This window comes from Lysinibacillus sp. FSL P4-0201, from assembly GCF_038593425.1.
GTDB classification, from domain to species: Bacteria; Bacillota; Bacilli; order Bacillales_A; family Planococcaceae; genus Lysinibacillus; species Lysinibacillus capsici.
Window position 1 is genome coordinate 2425227 of sequence record NZ_CP151995.1, and the last position, 23554, is coordinate 2448780.

Sequence of the window (23554 nt, forward strand, 5' to 3'; positions counted from 1 at the left end):
AGTCAAACCTAATTACTATTGCTCCCACTAACCTGCTCTGTTCGTGGAATAAAAACAACTATATTATTTTTACAAAAGCGTCATTAGGTAACATTTCTTAAAAGACTGTTATTCAACAAGCTGGCCCGTTTGTTGAACAAAAAAATTTTGCATATCAACACCAGGTCGTAGTGGGCTAACGGCTATTCTTAAATATAAAAACAAATTATCTTCTCTTTACTCAAAAAGAACTCTGTGAAATAGCTTAGTACTGCTTTTAACGGGCGTTTTCATTAATAATTGGAGAGTCCCTTTTTTAGTTCGCTAAAGAGAAATAATAGAAATACTATAGATTAGAGCAAAATGTGTAGACCATCCATTTAATTGCTAAAATAACATATTAAAAGTAAGCCATAAGTATCTAATAAGCACCCTTCGCTAGAATAAAAACAAGAATTTTCCAAAAATGATAATAGAAGCCTCTTTTTTATAGGGTGGTTAATGATGTTTTTGTTCATTTTAAAAAAGTCTTTTGAGATCTTGATGTTATGAAACGTAGCACGACTATTGGTAGTACCACCTATTTCTATGGGCGTTAGTTCCCCTACAGGAGTTAGTGGCCTGTCTTCCCTACTTGGGATAAGTATATCTCTTAGAGTTGTAATAGCATCTAGAGAAGAATATTTGTATGCAAAGTCCATCGCGGATGCTTACTTGTGTACCCTATTCCTCTCTTAAAGCTAGTCTGTTATATTTAATAACTAAACTCTCAATCATATGGGATAGTCGAGATCATTTAACATTAATTTTTGAGCAACATTTGATTCAAGAAGTGCGAGTTCGAAACCTCCCCCTGATAAAACGTGACAGGCAATTCATATAAATTAATAACAATAATTTTGTATACTAAAAAAAGTAATAGACTTTTTTAACCAGCTATATGTATATCTATTGAAAAACAATACTTATTTGTGATATTTTGTAATTGCTCGAGTGTAATTTAATTTGTTATAACAAATTATAAACAGGAAGATACTTAGTTTATTAGGAGGAAATTAACAATGAAAAAAATCACTTATTTATTAATTTCTTACTTATGTTTTTCACTAGTACTTACCCCCATGAGCGGTAGTATAGCTTTGGCATACAGTTCAACAAATGATGAAGATAAAATAAACAACGCTACTCATAACGAAGAATTTGATTGGAATTCTGTTAAATGGGAAGAAACTAATTTTGAAAATACAAATGATGATTTCCCTATTTATTTTGAAGAAGAAGACGAAAACTCTGAAATTGTAGACCTTGAACCTGGAGAAGTCTATGATGGTCAGTACAATATTATTAATGAAGAAGACTTACCAGAAGTACAACCATATTTATGGAATTTAATAGCAAGAGTTGTTTTATCAGGTGGTCAATATGTAGTTAAATTTGGTACAAAAATCTTTAAAAAACAACCTGCTACTGCAGCAGAAATTGAAACTGCAACGTTTAAGTCTGCTACTGTAAGCATTGGGAATGGAAATACGGTCCTTTTACAAAGAAGTAGTATGGTACATGTTTTACAAAATCACCACCCACTTTATTGGACAGGATCAACTGGAAAAACTCTTTTTAATCCTAATATCAGCACTCCACAACTAAGATCACAAATAATCCAAATAATTAACCAAAATAGAGATAAAATTAGTGCAAACGGCTATGGAACGATAAATGTAACGATTGAGGGACAAGCTTATAGATTAGTAGTATCTAATAATCGAGTTACTACATTCTATCCTGTCGAATAGGTTAAATAGATGATTAAAATAGATACCTTTATTGCTATAGACTTAAAAAACCACTTTTCAGAAAACATAAATCAGCTTCAAAATGAATTTATTAACATTAAAAATAAGGACTCTCTACAGATTATCGAAAAAAATCTAAATCAAAGTAAAGGTCATTTTTTAAATGGAGCTGTGATTGTAGAAATAGATTACGTTCAAATTACTTCGTTGTTTGACTGGGACGATTTAAATTTATTATGGACAGGTTTTTTAACGATGATTATTGATTACTTAAATGATGGATTTGGAAAAACTAATTTATCTAAGAATAACATTGAATGGACCTTAGAAAAAATTATAAATAAACGAAATAATTTAGTGGTTTTTTCTTCAAAAAATAGTATGAAAAGTCGGTTAAAAGGAGTTTGTGAAGAAAATGAATTCATTAATGAAGTAGTTGTAAGTGCACATGATTATCTTACTCTAAGAGAAAAGGATACTCGAACTCAGAATCTAAATGAAATGGTTGAAAAATACAATCAGCTTAAGCAATTGATTAAAGAATAAAAATATGACAGATGCTTGAAGTTGTACAATTAGCTACTATTAGTTTTCAGACTAATGGTAGCTTATTTAATTGTTAAGTTACAAAAAGGTCGTATCCTAGAAGTCTTTAAAGCAACAGAAAGCATTTAAATGGCTCGAAATGGCTTTATCTGGTGTTTTAAGTAGTTTAAAATCCACTCTTGAATGACATCTAAAAAACCTCCAAATATATGGAGGTTTTTAAACTATTTTTATTTTACTTCAACTTGACCCATCATCCCATTTTCTTCATGTTCAAGGACATGGCAATGGAACATGTAAATGCCCTTATTATTGAACTTCACTGCTAATTTAACTGTTTGACCAGCTTCAACTGAAACAGTATCCTTCCACCCTTTTAAATTTAAAGGAGGTTCTTTCCCATCAATCGACACGATTTTAAATTGAGTGCCATGTATGTGGAAAGGATGTGTCATGCCACCCATCATATCAGGTTTATTATAAATTTCCCAAATTTCAGTATCTCCCTGTTTTTGAGTGAAATCAATGCGATTCATATCAAACTGTGAACCATTGATTGAAACCATTGTGCCCATACCAAAAAGTTCAAGTTTCTTTGTAACTGGTAAGGTTTTTTCCTCTTCCGTAACACCAAAATCATTTAATTTTTGTGCAATGTTACTTGTACTTGCAGCTTTTTGGTCAATTTTAAATGGTAAAAGAGTAATTCCTTCTTCATTTATTAATGCTATATCAGTTTTGTCATCCATCTTTGAAAAATCCACTATTACCTCTGCTCGCTCACCTGGTGTTAAGGTAATTTCTTTCATATCAGTTGGTTGATTTAAGAAACCTCCATCAGTAGCAATTTGTTGGAATGTAGCTCCATTATTCAATTTAAACGTATAATTACGGGCATTAGAACCGTTTAATAATCGAAGTCTTATTTTTTCTTTACCGACAGTAAGTTTAGGATTCAAAGTACCATTAATTAATAAAGTATCTCCTATTGTACCATCCTCATTAAGGACTGCTTGATAATTTAATTGCTTTTCTTCAGTAAATTGTCTATCTTGGAATACTAACGGAAAATCATTCACACCATACTCATTCGGTAAATTGATTTTTTGCGAATTTTCATCATCAATATAAATTAAGCCAGCTAAACCTTTATATACTTGCTCTGCTGTAGCACCTTCTGGATGTGGATGGAACCACAGCGTAGATGCTCCTTGATTAACTGTAAAATTTACATCTTCTGTTACACCTGGCTCTAAGACTTGGTGTGGACCTCCATCACCATTTCCGGGGATTTCTAATCCATGCCAGTGAAATGTTGTTGGTTCAGATAAGTCATTTTTAGTTCTAAACGTTACCGTTTGATCTTTATGAATACGAATGACTGGCCCTAAAAAGGAACCATTATATCCATATGTCTCTGTTTTAGTTCCCTTAAAGATTTCTGTCGTTCCTTGTTGGGCAGTAATATCAACAATTCCATTTTTAGGTTCAATAATAGGTGGAAGCGCAAGCTCATTTTCCCCAGTTGAATTATTTAATGCTAATGGATTGTTATGACTCGCATGACCATTTTCCGTGCTACTATCTTTATTATCCATACCCTCCATGTTTTTCATTTCTTCATCACTCATATTGGAATGGTCCATACCAGACATAGTAGAATGGTCCATATTTGAATTATTATTAGATTCCGAATTACCCGCACTACATCCCCCAATTATAATAGCGCCTACCAATAATGAAGCAATCAAAAGTTTAGATTTCATTATGTTTCCTCCTTTTATTCTTTACATAGGCACTATAACAAAGAAGTATGGAGAAATTATGGATTTGTAATTAAATGAGACAAGTATTAACCACTCTATCTAAGAAAACTTTGATATGACTTTTTTTACTTCTTAACTTTCCAAATCAAAATGATAATTGACATTAATAAGATACTTATTACAATTTTCCCTATTAAATTTACTTGCATAAAACCATATACGGCTCCTGCTTCAAAGATTAAGGCTGGTATTTTTCCAATAGTACTAGCAAGCGCAAATGTGCCTAAAGATACCTTAGAAAATGCACTAGTAAAAGTCACAAGACCTGATGACATAAAAGGCAAAATCCTTAAACTGACAATTATCCAAAATGCATCAGACCCTTCCAACTCCTTTAATTTTAAAAGTTTAGGATGTAATACGAACGGTCTTTTCCATTTATTGATTCCTTTTCTATATAAAATAAAGCTAATAACTGCACCAAGTGATTCACCGATAATAGAAATCAACAAACCGTTGAATACGCCAAAAAACACAAGGTTAGTAGCTGTAACAAAAACACTTGGTAGTACACCTATAATACTAACCAAAGTATTTATCATTAAACTAACCAAAATTGCAAATAATCCAGATTGTTCAAGTAATTGAAGTAATTTTTCTTCCATGATCAAACGCTATCTTTTTTAACCTATTACTTGCATATAATGAACTATTGTTAATAAACAACAACTGCCTGTTCGCCTAATGCTTCATAGCTATTAAAAAATGCTCCCTTATCCAATGTTATCAATCCCTTACGTGGATCCATTACTTCCACAGTCGTATTTCCCACAGATAATAGTACCATTGTATGTAAATTTTGATACATTTGATGGTACTCACCTGTTTCTTCCATAATCCATCCCCCTTTAACCTTTGGTGGTGAGAGGTCCAATGTTACCCATATAATAACTGGTATTCCCTGTCTAATATAATTTGTTATTTCTTTTATTGTACTTCCACTACTATTTTTTGCATGTAAATCTAACTTTCTCTCGGTGATAAAATTATTAGCTGCTTTGACAATTGGTTCTGCAAAAACATATGTACCCGTTTCTAGATTGCTTGGCTCGCCGCCATATGCTTGATTAGGATTTGGCCCATACTTTTTTTTCATTTTGTATTCAAACGATTGTTTAGGTAAATAATTTTGATCCATTTCTAATTTAGATGTTTCTGCACCATAGTAATTAAGTACTGCTGTAAGAGTAGTTATTTCACACCCATTTGGTAATTCAGGATTTTGTAGAATTACAGGAACTCCAAATCCTTTATTATGATTTACTGCATATGTTTGCACTAATATGGATTGTGTAGATGACGTATACGTAAATTTTTTCTCTGTTAAATACATTCCTGTTGTAAAATTGTTTGGATTCCCTACTTTTACTGTATAGGTTTCATTCGGTTGCAAATTATTAAATTGAGCCTCACCTTTATTCAAACTAATTGTTGAATCTATTTCTTTCCCTTCTTCATTAAGTAAGACCACATATAGATCATTAAGTGGATCTCCACTAAAAAATTCAACGGTTAACACTGTTATGGTATTCAAGTTTGTATTTTCTTTTGTACAACCCTCTAAAATAACTGCTAATAATCCTAAAGTGAAAATAATTCCCCACTTTCTAATGCCCCATACCTCCTCCCGTTATTATTACATGATTCAAAATGAATATAACGAATAATTATGGAGAAATTATGGATTAAAATTAAAATGGATTTTTAGAATTTCTACATAAAAAAAGATGTTCCATTTGTCAAAATTGATTTGACTCGTCGAACATCTCTGAGTATTTAATTTTTACGGAGTAGATCATCACTTTCCGTTAGCCATTTATGAATTGATACTTTTAAACCAGGAGTAGAAGTGTAGTCAACCATATACACAGTTGTTTCTTCTGTGGAATTGATTCTTCTTTCATCTCCTTCATTTTGTCTTCGCTGCACATGCAATGTAACAATTTTTGAATTACCCAAAATTGACTTTAGTGATATTAAGAATCATTATTTAGTCTGGTAGAATTAGTTCCATATAATTCTTTATATCTTGTTCTTTCATTTCTCCAGTGATTATTTTTTCTATTTTCCCCTCAGAATTAATAAGAATAGTCGTTGGTAATGGATTGATATTATATGCTTCCATTACACTTTTATTTTTATCTATTAAAACCGGAAAAGTTAGACCTTTTCGGTCAATATAATTTTGAACCACGAAGTCGGATTCTGCTATATTTATAGCTAATACCTGTATACCCTTTTCTTTATAATCATTATAATATCTATCTATAATTGGAAATTCTCTTTCGCAAGGTTTGCACCAAGTACCCCAAAAGTTTAAAAAGACGCCTTGTCCTTTGTATTCCTCCAAATTATGTTTCTCACCATGCATATCAACTAGAGTAAAATTTGGAGCATCGTCCCCTATTTTTAATACTTCATTTTTATCTTGCGTTAAAGTTGAATAGACTGTGAAGAATATTGCCCCAAATAATATAATTAATATAATTGAACGCATAAGAAATCTTCTCTTTTTTTTATCCATAATGAAGTTAGGCTCCTTCCTTTCTTATATATGTAAAACTAGAAACCAGTAAATCCTCCAAAAATCGGTGTTAAAAACGCAATAATTTTAGTCATCATATCAAAGTATAATAAAACCCCCATCACAATCATTATTGCACCACCTATTTTCATAAACAGTCCATTTTTTCTTTGAAGAAACTTCATTTTTCCGATAAATAAAGACATTATTAGGAAAGGTATAGAGAAACCTAGCACATAAAATAGCATGTACAACATGCCCTTCCCAGGATCAGACACGCCTAAAGCTATTACTCCTGCAAGAATTGGTCCAGTACAAGGTGTCCATCCAGCTGCAAAACCCATACCAATAAGTACCGAACCAAAATATCCTTTGGGCCTTTTTTTAAAATGAATCTTTTTTTCAGATTGTAAAATATCGATTTTAAAAAAACCTAGAATAACTAATCCAAAAAAGACCATGATAATTGCTCCAATTTGTCTTAGGAACTCTTTATACTGAATAAAAATCTGTCCGATAAAAGAAGTTGAAAAACCTAGTGCCATAAAAATAATAGAAAAACCAAGTAAAAAAAGCAGGGTATGTATCAGAGATTTTCGCCTCAAAATCCCTTTTTCTTCTTTCAGTTCATTAAAGGATATTCCTGTTACATAAGATAGAAAAGCTGGATACAATGGTAATGAACAAGGTGATAAAAATGATAATAATCCAGCACCAAATGCAAGAAGTAAATTTAATTGCTCTAACAAATACGCTCACTCAACCTTTCTATAGTCCATTTGAAAATAAAGTATAGACTATAAATATGGAGAATATATGCATATGCAGCGTGATATAAGAATTAGAATTTTATTGATAGCTTTCAAATTGAACATTAATCTAAATAGGGATTAAAAATAAAAAATGAGCCGTGTTTCAACTATAGAAACACAGCTCATTTTTTATGCTAATTCCAAACATTGAAAAAATCTTTAATTATATTCCTAGTCTAAGGATTAAAGCATAATCTAACAAGAATATTAGACACGAATCATACATATATTGATTTTAGTATTTCATTAAAACAAAAATCTATTATTCTATTCATGATGGAATTATATTAAATTTTCTATAAAGATAGGATGATGACAATTATTGAAAAGTCGGTTCTTGCTATGGTTATTTTACGTGTATTGTCTGGGAGTATTGAAGTAAGTGCTGGATTGTTGATGCTAAAGTTAAATAATCTAGAAAAAGCATTTTATATTAATACAATGCTTGCTTTGGTTGGTCCAACAGTTTTAATCGTAACGACAGCAATTGCATTATTTGGACTAGCAGATAAAATACCTGTGACAAGAATTGTTTGCTTATTTACGGGTATAACACTTATTATTATTAGCTCACATATTAAGTAAAAATAAAACATTACTAAAATTTACCAAAATCACACAAGTGTCAGAATATGAGTTTGACGAAAAAATAATCTTCACAACCTTTTGGATCCAAGTTATCTTCTGTATCGAACTTATTTTATAGCATGGTTCCATTCATAATCTTTGTTAAACTCTTTTATGAATCACCTAACATGTTCATTAAATTACTGTAGCGTGTGACGACGCTGCTTTTTTTTATGTATAATTAGCCTTTATTTGCACAAATTTATATTGAGTGTATCGCACGCACTTATACGGTGGTGGCGTTGGTTGACCGTCACGACCTCCCTCAATAAGGGTTACATTATCTCAGTAACCCTTTTATAAATTCTATTCAGATCAGGTAGTTTTCTACTTTGGACTAACCTTAATTAAACCTTTACGACCACTAACCCTATTGGTAAAGATGTTCCTCTATCTTTGATTTTTTCTGTACCAGCTCATTCATATAGTTAAGGAACACCTATTTCCTCATAATTTCAAATCTCCTGCATCCTTCCCTATATATTATGGAATCTGCTTTTATTTATATATATCTTTAATCTACATGGTTTGCACAGCACGCAACATCAGAATGAACATCTTCTAAAACCGTATCAAACATTTCAAGAAGTTCGCGAATACGCTCATTTCTCAAACTATAGTAGCAATATTTTCCTTCATTACGACCAACAATAATGCCACACCCTTTTAAACAGGCTAAGTGTTGAGAGATATTAGACTGATTCCCCTTTAATTCCTCGACGATTTGAGATACTATCTTCTCTTTCTCTTTGATACACTCTAAAATTTGAAGTCTTACCTTGTTTGAAAATCCATGAATTAGTTTAATTTTTAAGTCAATATTTTTTTCTGTCACAAAATCTCCTCCAATTCATATTAGACTTAGCTAATATGTTTTGATATGATCATATTCGATATCACTAATATGTGTGTCAAACATACTAGCACTACCTAATATGTCTGTCAAAAATTTTAAAAAATATGGGTCTCTCTTCAGCTAATAAACGTAGGCATCCACAAGTTAGATTTTTTACTGTCTGAAAAGGAATATTAGATTAAATTTGGGACAGGTTTCACAACTGGCTGGATACTTGTAATAATGGTTTTAGGGCTAACAAACCCTGATAAAGGCTTATTATACATACTTATTAATGTACTTGGTTTTTCAATTTCCTTTCTTAAGCTGTCTCAAATTACGTTTCTTCCAAAAAGAAGCCATTTATGATTATTGATTTTAATGGGATTTTATTATATTTTGACATGATGACAAAGATTATTGCGTGGGTCACTCCTATTTTCGGAGGGGACACAGGATTTTAGAAGTTCATACGCTCTGTAGAAAGGTTGGATGTAGCATTGAATAATACGTGGAACAAAATTATCTATAAAATTGGCTCTTCCTTTTACGATAAACTTTTTAATACAGGTACTTTTTTAAAGACTAGAAAGAGGATTTTTCAAGAAGTACCTTTTCAGCGTAAACAAAAAATCCTCTATGTAGGTATTGGTACTGGGGCTGATTTAGAATTAATCAACTATGTTGATTATGATATAACTGCCATTGATTATTCTCCTGATATGCTAGCAAAAGCTCAACATAAATTCGAGCACTCTTCTATCAATTTTTTAGAAATGGATGCTCAAAAAATGTCTTTTGCAGATGAATCATTTGACTATATTGTAGCTAGTTTAATACTTTCTGTGGTTCCTAATGAAAATAAATGCTTTGAAGAGATGATAAGAGTTTTAAAGAAGGATGGTAGAATTCTTATCTTTGATAAATTTGCTCCTAAAAATCAAAAATTAACGCTAACAAAGAAATTGGTAAGGCCATTTATAAGTATGTTAGGAACAGATATTGGTAGAAGTTTTGAGGAGTTGTTTAAACAAAATGATCAAAGGCTCAGAATTATAAGAGATGAATCTGTTATGTTAAAGGGTATGTATAGATATATTGAAGTTCTTAAACTCTCTTAGCTAATCATTAAGGGCATAGCTGCACTAGCAGTTAACGTTTTGGAGAAACTCATCAAGAAGCACAAGCATCTTATCAAGAGTTTAAAAAACAACAATTAGCCAACTTGAATTTGGCTGATTGTTGTCTTAGTAATTGAACAACTCTATAAATGTTAAATACCATGTAATATCGATTTAAGTCTCCCGTGATAAATTGTTACTCTATTTGTTTTTTCATGAGTTGTTTTGAAGAGTTAAAAGATCGAATTTCGCTAACAAATGTAGAACCTAATAAAAATACCCCTCCGATAATTTGCACTAGGGTCATTTGCTCTTGCAATATCATTGCAGAAATCAATATTGCTACAAAAGGATCGACATAGCTTAGCATCGCAATACTCTGCCCTTTCAATTTTTCCATTCCCGAGAAAAACAACCAAAATCCAATCCCTGTATTAACGATACCTAAAATTAAAATAAAAGGAATAGATGCGCGTGATAATTCAAAAATCCCCAAGCCTTCTGTCAAAAAAACATACGGCAGCAGTAATAATGCAGTCGTTCCAAGTTGAATAATGGTCAGCTCTAGCTTGTCCATCTCTTTAATAAATTTGTTTAAAAGTAACAATGCCGCATAAAACGCAGCTGCCATCAATCCAAAGGTAAGTCCAAGGAAATCATCTGATTCCGTTGCACTCACCCCTTCTCCTACAATCATTATCATACCGATAATTGCTATGACAATGCATATTATTTTTTTTATGGATAATTGTTCCCTAAGTACAACAGGTGAAAGAATCATTACAAATACTGGTGCAAAGTAATATCCTAGTGTGGCATTGGCAAGTGATGTGTGGTCGTAGGATTGATAGAGAAAAATCCAGTTTCCTCCCAATGCAACGCCTGAGAGAAACAAAAATAAAGCATTCGATTTCACTAAATTCCAGGATATTTTTTTCTTCATTATGGAGAAGATGGAGAATAAAAATAAGCATCCTAGTAAACTACTTAGTAAAGCTCTTTCACTCGCCGCTAAATCAATGTAACGCACAACTAAACCGATTGTGCCAAAAATAATCATTGATACGATAAATTGAAATTTAGATTTCATGGCCTACTCCCCTAACCTACCGCAATTTAATAGGAACTATTAGGTGTTTTTTCCGTCCTTTCCTTCCACTCCCTTTCAACTTGCTTTTGTAATGGGAATAGCATAGCATACTTATATGTATTACAAAATTGAATGTTTGTCATGCTATACATAACAAAATAGCATGCAAGGGGGATAGCGTTATGAATATCCAAAAATATATGGCCTTTGTCAAAGCAGTAGAATATGGGAGCTTTACAAGAGCTGCCGATGCATTAAACTATACACAGTCTGGTATCAGCCGTATGATCAACGATTTAGAAATAGAATGGGGAATTTCCCTTTTTGAACGAGGTCGTGCCGGAATCAGTTTAACATCCGATGGCTTAAAGTTACTGCCCCAATTACAGCGTATATGTAATGAGCATGAAATGTTAATGATGCAGATCGAAGACTTACATGATATCCAATCAGGAATCATCCGAATTGGTACATTTTCTAGTGTAGCAACACATTGGCTACCTCATATGATCAAATTCTTTAAGCAGGATTATCCAGGGATTGATTTCGAGTTACTCTTAGGAGATTACACCGAAATCGAAAGCTGGATTATCGAAGGTAGGGTCGACTTTGGATTTTTACGACTACCAACAAAAGCTAAAATGGAAACAATCTTTGTAGAACAAGACCGTTTGTTGGTAGTTATTCATCAGGATCATCCTCTTTCTGATTGCGATAAATTTCCTATAAGTGAACTATTGACCAGTCCATTCATGCTTTTAGAAAAAGGCGCAAAAGCTGAAATCTCCGAAATTTTTGAAAAACACAATATCTCGCCGCACATTTCTTTTACAACATGGGACGACTATGCCATTATGTCAATGGTGGAAAACGGGTTGGGAATCAGTATATTACCTGAACTGATTTTAGTACGCATTCCTTACCAAATTATCGCGAAAGAGCTTGAGATCCCTGCTTTTCGAACTATTGGAATTGCGATGAGAGAGCAACAATCGCTGTCACTTGCAGCAAAGAGATTTATAGAATATTTATCCTATAGAAAGAGAAAATAAGAAGTTTAGCTATTATTTTGCACTACTATAAAAAGCGTATTCGAAAAAATCTCGAATACGCTGCATTAATCTTCCACCGCTTCTAAATAGCCTTGCTGTAAACATGTATCCGTCATAAACTGCTTTATCCCTGCATCAAATGACAATTTGATCGTGCTACTTGTGACCTCCAAAATTTTCCCCTCTCCAAACATCACATGCTTCACCTTTGAGCCAACGATTAACGCTGACTCCGTTGTAATTGTCTGATCATTACGGTATTGCTTCAATGCTTTTCTCGGACTTTTCGACGCTTTCTTTGGTAATTCCTGAGGAGAAACGATTTGCTTTAACGCCTTCATAAATATTGATGGCACCACACTTGCTTTAAAGCGCTTGCTGTACGAAATTAATTCCAAATGGCAAATTGCACGTGTGATACCGACATAAAAGAGCCTTGTTTCTTCCTCTATTGCTTCTTCCGTCTCAGTAGGTAAAATCCCATCAATTAAGTCAATCAAATACACACGATCAAATTCCAAGCCTTTTGAACTGTGTAAGGTTGTTAATGTAATGGCATTCATTTCATTTTTCAGATGAGATGTACGTGCTAAATTTTCAAGGTACTTCAAACGACCAGCAAATTCAGTCATCGTCGACGTATGGCGAGCAATTAGTCCAAGTACATCCACAATATCTAGTAAATTTTCATAATTAAAACCGAGGTCCTCGCTCATTTTCTTTAAGGCACGCTCATAACCAAAGTCATAACGGATATGCTCTAGCATGGCTGTTGGTGTTGTTTGATCAAATTGAATGCTATCATACGTTTTGCGAATTCGCTTAATATATTCAGGCTGATAATCCTTTAATTCCACATGCTCTAGCAATAGTGTGAATACACAGCCATCCTCCGGTACTTTCTGCAGTGCCTTTAATTGCGTTGGTGTAATATAAGCATTCATTTTTCTGTAAACTTTTTCAAATATCGAGATATTTTTTGTATTGTATGCTAGACGCATGAAGTTCATTATATCCTCCACAACCCAATGCGTAAAAAAGCGAATGGTGGAATCTTTCATATAGAAAGGCAAGCCCGCTCTGTCTAACGCGTCCATAAGAGGAATGGCTGACGTATTATTTCGATATAAAACAGCCGTTGAGCCACGCTTAGACAAGCTTTTTAACTGATTCACTACATATTTGGCCTGTAAGCTGTAATTCTCTAGGATTTTAAACGAGATTGGCTCTGCTACAGGATTCTGCGTAAACATCTGTTTGTTATATCGTTTTTTATTTCGCTGAATGAAAAGGTTGGCTGGCTCTACAATCGAGGCAGATGAACGATAATTTTGTGTCATTAGTAAAACACGTGCCTCTGGATAAATCTTTTGGAAATTCAACAAATAATCTGGCTCTGCACCGCGCCAGCTATAAATGGCCTGATCCTCATCGGCAACGACGCATAAATTTTGATGGACAGCGACAAGCTTCTCGATGATCGCATGTTGAACAGGCGATGTATCCTGACTTTCATCCGTTAAATAAAAATCGTATCGACGTTGATATTGCGCCAACACCTCTCGATTTTTCGTAAAAATATCATTCGCCATTAACAGCATATCGTCAAAATCAATGAGCAATCGGTCACTAGCTGTACGCTTATATTCCTCATAATGCTGTAAAATCTCGACTTTTCTTGGCACCTTTACTTCTGCAATTGCCCATTCCTGTTCTGGCAGCATTTTATTTTTGATGAACGTTATGTACGTCAGTAGCTCGTCTAACTGATCTTCCGTAATTTTGGAGCCATTTAATTGTTCAAAAATCTCACGAAGCACTCGTTTTTTTGACATTACACCAGGCCCGTCCGCTTCTTCGATAATCCCGTACGAAATGCCCTGACGTTCAAGTGTCTGCCGCACAACTTGAAATGCTAAACTATGAATCGTCGAGAAATCAACTGGTGGCAAATGCGGAAAAAACTTTGCAAAACGTGCCTTCATATCATTTGCTGATGCCTTACTAAACGTAACAGCCTTTATGCGAGCATGCTTGACACCAAGCGCCTCGATCATATAGCCAATACGCATAATAATCGTCGTCGTTTTTCCTGAACCAGGAGATGCCAATAGTAGCAGCGGTCCATTCGTTTGCAATACGGCCTGCTTTTGCACATCATTTAGATAAACGCCAAGTGAACGCTCCTTTTCTTCAAAAAATGCTTTTTGCGCTCCATTCATATCATTTACTCCGTTCTAAAAAAATCTATTTTCTATTATACCAGATGATACTGATTAACTTCTTAAGAGCATTAAAAGCAACTAAGCTCGACTACTACTCATTCGAGTGATCTTAGCTGTTAAGGAAATTGTTTGCCTCTTCATCATTTTTAGATCTTATCAAAAACAAAAAAGCGTATATACAAAATGTACAACGCTTTTTAGTAGCTCGTTAGTGAAATTTTTTATTTGGCTATCCATTCATATTGAATATCAGCTAAATTTTCTTCATTTTCATGTCCTCTCCCTATGATTTTAAATCCATGTTTTTCATAAAATCGTTGGGCATTTTCATTAACCTCAAATGTGTATAAAGTTAATCGCCCTTTTGATTGTGCTTTTACTTTATCTAGTAATGTATGACCTATGCCCATCCCTTGATAGTCAATATGAATATATAGTTGGCTTATTTCTTCTTCGTTATAGGCAATCATGCCAACTACTTTTTCATCCATTAACGCTAAATCGATGTGAAACTGCTCAGCTAATAGATGATTTAAGAAATATACATGACTTTCAAAGGTATGAATTTCTTTTTGACCAATCGCCTGTTCCTTACTATCTCGCCACATAGTAACTGTTTGTTCAGCGTATTGGGGGGTATATTGCGTAATAATTATTTTGTGTTGGTTCACTACGATGCCTCCTTAAGCATAATGTAAAAAATAGATCTTATGAAAAATACTTGGTTGGATTCCTAAATCCTGATTGCATACGACTTTAGCAATGCAATATACTTTAAATCAAATATTTTACATTCAAGACTAAACCTATGTAGTTTGTATTTCCTCACATCTTCTGGAAAAATATAAGACATTCCTGTATGCTTCAATTTTTAATCGACTACAATAATTATTTTCTCGTCTTGTCAATGTCGTAATTCAAACAGCGTGATAGCCCTTTTATAAACCACCTGCTATCATTATCAATTACTTCCTACCCTAGTTTTAACCGTAGATTTAAATTTGGATAATTTTCATTCATACTATACTCCTTAATAAAGTAAAGCACATTACTTGAAGAATTAAATGTAAGTTCTACGGATAAAAAAACATCTTCCACTCACACTAATGGTGGAGGTGAGATGAAAATGGGAAATAATAAACATAAAAATAATAAAACGCAAGACAACAAAAAACAGCAGAATCAAAATCAAAATGCTAACAATGAGCGTAAAAACAGAGAAGAGTTTGCTGAAGAAGTAGATTTCAGTCAAATTCAAAATGAAAACAAACGTTAATCATACTATCATGTGAAGAAACCCTAATACTCACTTCAGTAAAGATGGGTATTGGGGCTATTTTTATAATCCATCTATTACAGCATTTTACGGCTCAAACCCAGCCTGACTTATATAAACATGATTTTCTGGAAAGATTTCAATAAATCGGTTGTATATTTTTTTTATTACATCTGGTCCATACCATTCTTCTAAACCAAGTTGGTCATATTTTTTCTCAATCTCAAGTTTTCTTGTGCGTTTTCCACCACTGCCATCTCCCATGAAGTAGTCATCTATACATATCCGATCGACGAGTTGCTTCAATTTCAAAGGAAAATATTCTCCACTTGGTAAAATGGGCGCGATAGCAACTTGGGTCGGTATGTCCGCAGCTGCTAATTTTTCCAATGTCTTAAAACGCGCTTGGATTGGAGGTGCCATTGGCGTAAAATGTTTACGTATCGTTTCCGAATCTGTCTCAATTGTCATACTTACCCGCACTTTTTCTTTAAATTGTCGCAGCAAATCAATATCTCGACTCACAAGTGGACTTCTCGTCTGGACAAATAAGAAATCAGGGGGATCCTCTAGCATAACTTCTAGTAAAGATCGCGTCACTTTTTCCTTATGCTCTATTGGCTGATACGGGTCTGTACTTGAGGACATAAAAATGGTTACAGGCCCTTTGGCTTTGGCACGATGAAGCTCCTTTTTTAATACATTCGCCGCACCGTTTTTAACATCGACCCAACTACCCCATTCTCCTTCTCGAAAAAGAGATACAGGCATTTGACGTACATAGCAATAAGAACATCCAAATGAACAGCCTGTATAAGGATTGAGCGAATGCGTATAGCCAGAAAGAAAGCCAGTTCCTTTATTCAAAATGGTTTTTGGATACTTATAGAATAATTCGCTTTTCATACGAAACCTCCATTCCATGTAAAGCAAGTATTACGCATTGCTAGATGAACCTCGCTTTTCAAGTTCCAAGAGCAATTTCTTCATTGCTAATCCGCCCCGATAGCCTGTTAAAGAGCCATTCTTTCCTGTTACACGATGGCACGGTACAGTAAGTAACACTGGATTAGCCCCAATAGCCGCTCCAACAGCACGAACAGCTGCTGGTTTATTGATAGCATGGGCAATGTCTGAATAGGATTTCGTCTGCCCATAAGGAATTTCACAAAGTGCTTGCCAGACTGCTAGCTGAAATGGCGTACCTACGTACTCAAATGGGATAGTAAAGGTTTGCCTCTTTCCTGCTAGATACTGAATGATTTCATTGACATAGGGTTCAAGCTTTTCCTCATCTTCAACAAAAGGACTTCCTGGAAAGCGTTTCTTCGCCCATTCAAACATTTCCTCGATTGGTTTGTTCTGTGAACCAACAAACACAAGGCCCTTGGAGGTAGCAGCAATATAAAAATGCCAATCCTCAAACTTGAGTAAAGACCAAAAAAGGGTTGGTTTATTTTTTATTTCCATCATTCATTTCCTCCATTTTTCTCATTTGACGAAATTGCGCTGGGGTCTGACCTGTTTTCTTTTTAAATAAAGTAATAAAATAGGGTGCATTCGCCATACCCACACATATGGCAATATCGCCTATTGCTTTATTCGTCTCAATCAAATACTTTTTAGCCGCGTGTACGCGAACTTGTTGTATATACTCAACGGGCGTCATGCCTTTAATTTTTTTAAATGTTCGATGCATATGATAGGGGCTCCCATGACAAATCATTGCTAATGATTCGAGCGTTAATTTTTCAGCGAAATTTTGATCAATGTATGCTGTGATAATATCAACCCACTCGCTATCAGGCAAATTTTCATTAGTAGGCTTGCAACGTTTACAAGGGCGAAAATTTGCGTGGAGTGCTTGTTCTGCTGTTGCAAAAATACATACATTCTCTTTTTTCGGAACGCGAGACTTACAGGATGGTTTACAGAATATCCCTGTTGACCTGACAGCATAAAAAAATTGATTGTTGTACGCTGTATCATTCGTGATAATGGCTTGCCATTTTTCATCTGTCATCATTTCTACATTATTTAAAATATCATTTTCATCATTCATAGGATCCAGCATTTATCTCACCTCTCCTTACAATATACTCCCTTAAAATTCACAATGTACAATTCTAGATATGGAATAGCAAGATATTGAAGTTTTTTTATTTAGAATCGTGAAAAATGATGCCAAGACCGTATCGTTCTCCAGCAGTAATCGTACTTACTCCATGACGAACCGTATGTTTATAATATCCCCTTTTCCCTAGAACAGGTCTATGGTTTGTAGGAAAGATGAGCGCACTGCCTTGATCTAACGTAATGACATGTCCCCTACTCTGAGCACGTGGAATTTGTTCCACTAGGAGGGATTCTCCACCAAAAAAGTCTTGTTCGCGTTGATTTAATACAAATACTACTTGAAACGGGAAAAACACATCGCCATATAAATCTTGATGCAAACAATTAAAGCCACCTGTTTCATACTTTAAGAGTAACGGTGTCGGTCTAGTTTGTTCAAATTCTTCACAAGTGTTCAAAAAATCTTGAAGCTGAGCTGGAAACTGCGCTGTTTTCTTTAAATAACCTAACCATCGATTAGCTGTTTTGGCCAATTCTTGATAAAAGGACTCTCTTAAACTTTCGATAATTTCAGGCAATGGATAGGAAAAATATTTGTATTCCCCCTCCCCAAAGCGATACCTGGTCATATTAATGGTCGTTCTATATGGCTCTTCCGTACTATACAACCCTATTAAGAATTCACATTCCTCTTTTGTTAAAATTACTGGAAGCTTTGCAAATCCTTGCTTATCTAGTTCATGTTGAATGGAATCCCACTCCAAGCTGCCAACACGTGTTTGAATATCTTGGACCATTTTTATTCCCTCCTTAGCCTTCTTAATAACTAACACTATAACCTCATCAATAGAAAAAAATAAGGCGTTTAGAATGGAATAGCAAGATAACAAAATGAGTAAAGCTACTTTTATGATAAAGTAAACTAACAAACTGTGTATGCTGAAAAGGAGAATGAAAAAGTGATATGGCATGACGTTGACGATGTGATGATCATTAACTTACCAGCAAATTTTGATATGAATGCAAATCTAGGCTATTTAACAAGAGAAAAAAATGAATGCCTGTATGAAATAGAGAACAATATCATCACAAAAGTGATAGCCATTGGAGAAATGCTGTCTTTAGTACAGATAAGCGTAATCGATAATCAACAAATGGTTGTTCAATTCCTAAATGGTTCTAGGCCTATTGAAAAGAGGGAGCGGGAAAAAATTGCAACATATATACTTGAATGGTTTGATCTTGATAACGATTTAACGCCATTTTATGAAATGGCAAATACAGATCCATTACTTCAAATACCTGCCCAAAAATTCTATGGATTACGAGTTATCGGCATTCCCGATTTATTTGAAGCGTTATGCTGGGGCGTTTTAGGGCAACAAATCAACCTTGCCTTTGCCTACTCTTTAAAGAGACAATTTGTAGAAAGCTTTGGCGATTCTATCGAATGGAATGGTAAAAAGTATTGGGTATTCCCTCCATACGAACGAATTGCACAGTTAGAACCTACTGACCTAGCAGCTATTAAAATGACGGTTAAAAAAAGTGAATATATCATTGGCATTGCAAGATTAATGGCATGCGGAGAATTATCGAAGGAACAATTAATGAAAATGAATTTTAAAGAGGCAGAAAAAAGCTTAATCAAAATACGAGGAATCGGACCTTGGACAGCCAATTACGTGCTAATGCGCTGCCTAGGGTTTCAGACGGCTTTTCCAATCGATGATGTAGGTCTGATTAATTCAATAAAAACATTACGTAATATGAACCAAAAGCCTACGAAAGAGGAAATTTTAGCGCTCTCGATACCATGGAAAAACTGGGAATCCTACGCTACCTTCTATTTATGGCGTGTTCTTTACTAAATATCATCACCTTGATTTGAGCATGTTTTGAAAAAATGAACCAAAACATGCTCTTACGTAGGTATGTTTTATGCTTCTACAAAAGCACAATGATGATGAACAATCGCAATGGACACAGAATTCTTATAGCTGTAATTCTTTAATACAATCCATGGTTGTTTTTATAAACTCTTTGACAGCGGGAAGGGGTTGCTTCTTTGAGCGAGTAATGATGCTTATTTCTCGGAAAGGTTCGGGTAAGAGAGGTTTTACAATGGTACCTGCTAAATTATAGGGTAAAGCTAGTTCTGGTATGATTGTAATGCCTAATCCTTCACGTACCATTGCAATGATTGTTTGATTTTCTTCCACATTAAACTCTATGTTTGGGGATACCTCTTGTTCCTGTAAAAACTTCTTAACACTCACTTCACATCCTAGCTGAGGCATAATAAAAGCCTCCCCTTGAAGTTCTTCCGCTTTTACTTGTTCATTTATGGCAAGATGATGATGAATCGGTACGATTGCTACTAATCTATCTCTTACTATGGTGGTAGCCTCAAAATGATCCATAGGGTTACTTAAAGATGTAAAACCTATATCCACTTTCCCCTCTTCTACCCAACGTGTAATTTGGTCATAGCTCCCCTCATAAAAATTTATTTCAATTCCCTTAAACTCTCCTTTAAACCGTGATATGATCGTTGGCAACACTTTTGAAGCGAAACTTGAAAAGCTGCCAATATTTATTTTTCCGTTTTGTATTCCTAAAATAGATGCGGATTCTTGTTTAATGCTTTCTGCTTCGGATAAGATATTTCTCATATTGTTGATGATACGTTCTCCACTATCTGTTAACGAGATGCCGTTTCTTCCTCTATTCAAAAGTTTAATACCGAGTTCTGACTCTAATGAAGCGATATTATGGCTTATGCCCGATTGTGTCATCGCCAATATTTCTCCTGCTTTTGTGAAATTCCCAATATCGACTACTTTGACGAATATTTCTATTTGCAAAAGGTTCACAAGATAACCTCCGTATAAGATTTAACTTTCCATTCGACTTCCTCATGTTTAAGATTAAAAACATGAATTTTACTTATCAATTCTATCATACTACAATAATCTTAGAATGAAGGAGGAGATAGCAATGAAAAAAGTGGTAGAGTTTTTTTATGTGGATGCATTCACCACAGAAACGTTTGGAGGAAATCCGGCTGGTGTCATACCTCATGCTGAAAATTTAACAGATGAGGAAATGCTAAACATAGCCAATGAATTAAACCTTTCGGAAACGGCCTTTCTTTTACCATCAACAAATGACAATGCAGATTATCAAATAAAATATTTTACTCCTACAAAAGAAGTTGACTTTTGCGGTCACGCTACGTTAGGTACAGCATGGTTAATGGCTAGTAAGTACAATTGGATTGATAAGGACGAGAAAATAATCTTTGAATCAAACATTGGACTAATTCCTGTAAAATGGATTACGGAAAACAATCACTTAAAGAGCGTGTCCATGACTCAAGTACGTCCCCATATAAAAAATATAGACATTACCCCTGAAGTCGTTGCGGACCTTGTGGGTATAGATGAAACGGACATTGATGATCGATACCCGATAAAAATAGCGAACACAGGGGTCCCACATCTTATGGTTCCCGTTAAAACACGTCAAGCAATTGATCAAGCAGAACCTAAATTAAATGAGCTTAAAAAGATGAACAATCATTTTAACATATCAACCACTCACCTATTTACCTTTGACACAAATGGGGAATTTGATATTTATACAAGAGATTTTTGCCCAAATATAGGGATCGATGAAGATCCAGTTACAGGGGCAGCAAACGGTGCATTAGGTGGTTATTTATATCTAGAAAATATACTAGCTCCACAAGAAAAACATCAATTAGTAATTGGGCAAGGCCATACGATTAATAGACCTGGAACTCTTTATGTCACGATCACACCTGATGGGGAGAACGCTGTTATTGAAGTAGCGGGAGCAGCAGTTGTTTCAATAGAAGGAAAAATACTTTTATAATACTATTTTTCTGAATTTTCTGTGGTAATTAATAATAAAATCAACTTCTCTAAATTCTTCACTTAAATTTAGAGAAGTCTTATTTATGCCAAGTAGTGGTTAGTTTAATGCATTTAAATGCGTTTTTAAGTATTGCAAAAATGGTTGCTCCATGAGATCGGTTTTTCGAGAACAAATAAATAAACTTTGCTGAATAGCTGCCTGCTCAACATACACTTGAGCAAGTTTCCCGTTTATTATACTTTCAGCCACACTATAGGACGGAGCTAAAGTCATGCCGTACCCCGCTTCCACTACTTTTATGGATTCGTGTAAGCCCTGCATTTGAAGCCCTAATTTAGGTAATGGCGCATTAAATGTGTAAAAAATGGACTCCAATAAATCGAGTGTCGAGCTACCACGTTCCCGATAAATAAAGTCCTCGTTCGATAATTCATAGATGGAGACAGTTTGATTTGCTAGAGGATGTGAAGGATGGACTATAAACCAAAACGGGATATCCAATAACTTTTCAAATTGTAAATCTTCATGACCAATTTTACTTTGAACGACAAAGCCAAAATCTACTTCATAATTCAGAACTTGCTCCTCCACAGATTGAACATTGCCTAACGATACAAAAAATTCAATTTGAGGATGCGCAAGCTTGTATTTAGCTATGATAGGCGGAAGTATATAATTAATAGGGATGTAAGAGGACGCAATATGTATTTTGTCTTCCTTTGCTAAAAACTTACCAAGCTTCTCATCGATTTGTGCTTCTAAGTAAAATAAACGCATGCCTTGCTCGTATAAAAACTTCCCCTCTGGCGTTAATTGAATTCCACGCCCTTTACCTTCAATCAATTTTGCCCCTATTTCATTCTCTAATTTTCGAATTTGTATGGTAACAGCAGGTTGACTTAGTAGCATACTATTCGCCGCTGCAGTAATTCCCCCAAGCTTGGCTACATTCGTAAAGATCCTCAATGCATGTAAATTCATTCCATTCCAACCTTTCTATCCATAAATAATATTTATGAATAAGCAATAATTATATATTTGTTTTATGTATAGTTTACCAGTAATTTAAGTATTGAGGTGATTGAATGGAAATTTTACTACATGAATGGTTAACAGTAAAAGGAGTTATTTTATTTACAATTGGTTTACTCGCAGCCATAATAGGCGTTCTTTTTGGTGCAGCAGGCTTTATTTTGATGCCTTCATTGTTGCTCGTCGGCATTCCAATTCATACAACCGTTGCTGTTAATAAATTTGCGACAGGCTTATCAGCCCTATCAAATGTTGTTTCATTTGTCATAAAAGGACATTTATCTGTAAAAAAGTATTTTTCTTTCATGTTTGTTGCTAGTATAGGTGGAGTATTTGGGGCATTATTCGCAATCCTCTTATCGGAACAAATCATGAATGTCGTCGCTTGTATAAGCTTAATTTTTGCATTTCTGATTGTCCTTTGCAGTAATAAATGGATTGTCAAAGATGTAAAAGAAACAGAGGAACAACCCTTGAACAAGCTTATTCCATTTGCAATTTCCATATATGACGGTGGTTTTGGACCAGGCTCAGCTCTAATGAATATAACCTATTTCTTGAAAAAACAATACCATTATTTAAAAGCAGTCGAGTTAACGAGAATGCTCTCGTTATCAAGCTGTACAGGTGCTTTTCTCTTTTATTACTTTACTGGCATTGTTAATTGGGGAATTGCTATCCCTGTTTCACTTGGCTCTATTGCTGGCTCTTTCTTTGGTTTAAAGATCGTTCCGTATATCCAAACAAAATGGATTCAAATTATTTTACCAATCATTTTTTTGTTCTTAATTGTTCAAGTAGTGTCGGATTTAATAAAATAAGCGAAACAAGTCCTAC

General features: G+C 34.4%; 24 protein-coding genes and 1 pseudogene. 9 read left to right on the plus strand and 16 right to left on the minus strand.

Annotation, left to right across the window (positions count from 1 at the left end; genetic code table 11):
• Positions 1 to 1040 precede the first annotated feature (1040 nt).
• A complete protein-coding gene (locus tag MKY76_RS12105; protein WP_257960927.1) occupies positions 1041 to 1772 on the plus strand; it encodes an EndoU domain-containing protein in 732 nt (243 codons plus the stop codon).
• Positions 1773 to 1781: 9 nt separating this feature from the next.
• The gene (locus MKY76_RS12110; protein ID WP_257960926.1) at positions 1782 to 2318 is read left to right on the plus strand and encodes a hypothetical protein; all 537 of its coding nucleotides are present in this window, start codon (positions 1782 to 1784) and stop codon (positions 2316 to 2318) included.
• A gap of 230 nt (positions 2319 to 2548) precedes the next feature.
• Here the strand turns inward: MKY76_RS12110 and MKY76_RS12115 are convergent, their stop codons facing one another.
• The 6 genes and pseudogenes from MKY76_RS12115 to MKY76_RS12140 form a co-directional block, all read right to left on the minus strand.
• The gene (locus MKY76_RS12115; protein ID WP_342556592.1) at positions 2549 to 4084 is read right to left on the minus strand and encodes a multicopper oxidase domain-containing protein; all 1536 of its coding nucleotides are present in this window, start codon (positions 4082 to 4084) and stop codon (positions 2549 to 2551) included.
• A gap of 125 nt (positions 4085 to 4209) precedes the next feature.
• Positions 4210 to 4749 (minus strand): VTT domain-containing protein, encoded by a 540-nt coding sequence (locus MKY76_RS12120; RefSeq protein WP_103118175.1) that lies wholly within the window; start codon positions 4747 to 4749, stop codon positions 4210 to 4212.
• 50 nt (positions 4750 to 4799) lie between these two features.
• Positions 4800 to 5678 carry a C39 family peptidase gene (locus MKY76_RS12125; protein ID WP_328011368.1) on the minus strand — a complete coding sequence of 293 codons (879 nt, stop codon included), beginning with the start codon at positions 5676 to 5678 and terminating at the stop codon, positions 4800 to 4802.
• Positions 5679 to 5920: 242 nt separating this feature from the next.
• Positions 5921 to 6040, minus strand: a pseudogene (locus MKY76_RS12130) (DUF1541 domain-containing protein); the annotation flags it as partial.
• Between the two features lie 94 nt (positions 6041 to 6134).
• The gene (gene resA / locus MKY76_RS12135; RefSeq protein WP_313869667.1) at positions 6135 to 6668 is read right to left on the minus strand and encodes a thiol-disulfide oxidoreductase ResA; all 534 of its coding nucleotides are present in this window, start codon (positions 6666 to 6668) and stop codon (positions 6135 to 6137) included.
• A 38-nt stretch (positions 6669 to 6706) separates the two neighbouring features.
• Complete coding sequence (locus tag MKY76_RS12140) at positions 6707 to 7417, minus strand: cytochrome c biogenesis protein CcdA (RefSeq protein WP_048395830.1); 711 nt, start codon at positions 7415 to 7417, stop codon at positions 6707 to 6709.
• Positions 7418 to 7789: 372 nt separating this feature from the next.
• On the opposite strand from MKY76_RS12140, the gene MKY76_RS12145 reads away from it, so the two are divergent.
• Positions 7790 to 8065, plus strand: a complete 276-nt coding sequence (locus tag MKY76_RS12145) for a YqhV family protein (RefSeq protein ID WP_048395961.1) — start codon at positions 7790 to 7792, stop codon at positions 8063 to 8065.
• A gap of 556 nt (positions 8066 to 8621) precedes the next feature.
• Here MKY76_RS12145 and MKY76_RS12150 read toward each other — a convergent pair.
• Positions 8622 to 8942 (minus strand): metalloregulator ArsR/SmtB family transcription factor, encoded by a 321-nt coding sequence (locus MKY76_RS12150; RefSeq protein WP_342556593.1) that lies wholly within the window; start codon positions 8940 to 8942, stop codon positions 8622 to 8624.
• Positions 8943 to 9442: 500 nt separating this feature from the next.
• On the opposite strand from MKY76_RS12150, the gene MKY76_RS12155 reads away from it, so the two are divergent.
• Positions 9443 to 10063, plus strand: a complete 621-nt coding sequence (locus MKY76_RS12155; protein ID WP_054550206.1) for a class I SAM-dependent methyltransferase — start codon at positions 9443 to 9445, stop codon at positions 10061 to 10063.
• A 196-nt stretch (positions 10064 to 10259) separates the two neighbouring features.
• Here the strand turns inward: MKY76_RS12155 and MKY76_RS12160 are convergent, their stop codons facing one another.
• Positions 10260 to 11153, minus strand: coding sequence for a DMT family transporter (locus tag MKY76_RS12160; protein WP_342556594.1), 894 nt, complete (start codon positions 11151 to 11153; stop codon positions 10260 to 10262).
• 182 nt (positions 11154 to 11335) lie between these two features.
• Between MKY76_RS12160 and MKY76_RS12165 the strand changes: the two genes are divergently transcribed.
• Entirely contained in the window at positions 11336 to 12205 is an 870-nt protein-coding gene (locus MKY76_RS12165; protein ID WP_342556595.1) for a LysR family transcriptional regulator, read from the plus strand.
• Between the two features lie 65 nt (positions 12206 to 12270).
• Here MKY76_RS12165 and MKY76_RS12170 read toward each other — a convergent pair whose 3' ends face one another.
• Both MKY76_RS12170 and MKY76_RS12175 read right to left on the minus strand, forming a co-directional pair.
• The gene (locus MKY76_RS12170; protein WP_342556596.1) at positions 12271 to 14427 is read right to left on the minus strand and encodes an ATP-dependent helicase; all 2157 of its coding nucleotides are present in this window, start codon (positions 14425 to 14427) and stop codon (positions 12271 to 12273) included.
• Between the two features lie 224 nt (positions 14428 to 14651).
• Positions 14652 to 15101 (minus strand): GNAT family N-acetyltransferase, encoded by a 450-nt coding sequence (locus MKY76_RS12175; protein WP_066036702.1) that lies wholly within the window; start codon positions 15099 to 15101, stop codon positions 14652 to 14654.
• A 455-nt stretch (positions 15102 to 15556) separates the two neighbouring features.
• Between MKY76_RS12175 and MKY76_RS12180 the strand changes: the two genes are divergently transcribed.
• A complete protein-coding gene (locus tag MKY76_RS12180) occupies positions 15557 to 15706 on the plus strand; it encodes a hypothetical protein (RefSeq protein ID WP_016992948.1) in 150 nt (49 codons plus the stop codon).
• 87 nt (positions 15707 to 15793) lie between these two features.
• Here the strand turns inward: MKY76_RS12180 and MKY76_RS12185 are convergent, their stop codons facing one another.
• The 4 genes from MKY76_RS12185 to MKY76_RS12200 all read right to left on the minus strand — a co-directional run bounded on the left by MKY76_RS12185 (position 15794) and on the right by MKY76_RS12200 (position 18579).
• On the minus strand, positions 15794 to 16612 hold the full coding sequence (locus MKY76_RS12185; protein ID WP_066036701.1) for a radical SAM protein: 819 nt from the start codon (positions 16610 to 16612) through the stop codon (positions 15794 to 15796).
• Between the two features lie 30 nt (positions 16613 to 16642).
• On the minus strand, positions 16643 to 17176 hold the full coding sequence (adaB, locus tag MKY76_RS12190; protein ID WP_054550483.1) for a methylated-DNA--[protein]-cysteine S-methyltransferase: 534 nt from the start codon (positions 17174 to 17176) through the stop codon (positions 16643 to 16645).
• Positions 17160 to 17780, minus strand: coding sequence for a bifunctional transcriptional activator/DNA repair enzyme AdaA (locus tag MKY76_RS12195; protein ID WP_342556597.1), 621 nt, complete (start codon positions 17778 to 17780; stop codon positions 17160 to 17162). Before MKY76_RS12195 ends, adaB begins: the two co-directional genes overlap by 17 nt.
• 85 nt (positions 17781 to 17865) lie before the next feature.
• A complete protein-coding gene (locus MKY76_RS12200; RefSeq protein WP_259419464.1) occupies positions 17866 to 18579 on the minus strand; it encodes a 2OG-Fe(II) oxygenase in 714 nt (237 codons plus the stop codon).
• Positions 18580 to 18741: 162 nt separating this feature from the next.
• Between MKY76_RS12200 and MKY76_RS12205 the strand changes: the two genes are divergently transcribed.
• Positions 18742 to 19653, plus strand: coding sequence for a DNA-3-methyladenine glycosylase (locus tag MKY76_RS12205; protein ID WP_342556598.1), 912 nt, complete (start codon positions 18742 to 18744; stop codon positions 19651 to 19653).
• Between the two features lie 123 nt (positions 19654 to 19776).
• Here the strand turns inward: MKY76_RS12205 and MKY76_RS12210 are convergent, their stop codons facing one another.
• A complete protein-coding gene (locus MKY76_RS12210) occupies positions 19777 to 20658 on the minus strand; it encodes a LysR family transcriptional regulator (protein WP_342556599.1) in 882 nt (293 codons plus the stop codon).
• 124 nt (positions 20659 to 20782) lie between these two features.
• On the opposite strand from MKY76_RS12210, the gene MKY76_RS12215 reads away from it, so the two are divergent.
• Complete coding sequence (locus MKY76_RS12215; RefSeq protein WP_342556600.1) at positions 20783 to 21682, plus strand: PhzF family phenazine biosynthesis protein; 900 nt, start codon at positions 20783 to 20785, stop codon at positions 21680 to 21682.
• Positions 21683 to 21781: 99 nt separating this feature from the next.
• Here MKY76_RS12215 and MKY76_RS12220 read toward each other — a convergent pair whose 3' ends face one another.
• The gene (locus MKY76_RS12220; RefSeq protein ID WP_342556601.1) at positions 21782 to 22666 is read right to left on the minus strand and encodes a LysR family transcriptional regulator; all 885 of its coding nucleotides are present in this window, start codon (positions 22664 to 22666) and stop codon (positions 21782 to 21784) included.
• Positions 22667 to 22770: 104 nt separating this feature from the next.
• On the opposite strand from MKY76_RS12220, the gene MKY76_RS12225 reads away from it, so the two are divergent.
• Complete coding sequence (locus tag MKY76_RS12225) at positions 22771 to 23538, plus strand: sulfite exporter TauE/SafE family protein (protein ID WP_269898423.1); 768 nt, start codon at positions 22771 to 22773, stop codon at positions 23536 to 23538.
• Positions 23539 to 23554 lie beyond the last annotated feature (16 nt).